This window comes from Cupriavidus sp. 05T313 (genome assembly GCF_056396665.1).
Map to the genome: position 1 here is coordinate 1 of NZ_JBFTLX010000702.1, position 372 is coordinate 372.

1 pseudogene is annotated in these 372 nt (G+C 65.6%); it reads right to left on the bottom strand.

What is annotated here, in order from left to right:
• Positions 1-372, bottom strand: a pseudogene (locus AC1DKD_RS42460) (hypothetical protein); the annotation flags it as partial.

The following is a 372-nucleotide window of genomic DNA, read 5'->3' on the forward strand; positions in this document are numbered from 1 at the left end:
CCGGAGGCCGGGTTGCCATAGAAATCAGTGATCTCCACGGAATCGGCAGTGATCGTGACGATCTGGTCCTGGCCCAGTTCCACCGCCCGGCGGGTGTAGTCGATGAACCCGGAGGCCGGGTTGCCATAGAAATCAGTGATCTCCACGGAATCGGCAGTGATCGTGACGATCTGGTCCTGGCCCAGTTCCACCGCCCGGCGGGTGTAGTCGATGAACCCGGACACGTCCGAGCCCAGGAAGTTCTCCCCCTCGCCCAGGCCCACCACCAGCGGTGAGTTACGGCGGGCGGCCACGACGACGTCGGGCTGGTAAGCGTGCACGGCCAGCAGGGTGAAAGCGCCCTCGAGGCGCTGGCAGGCGAGCTCCATGGCC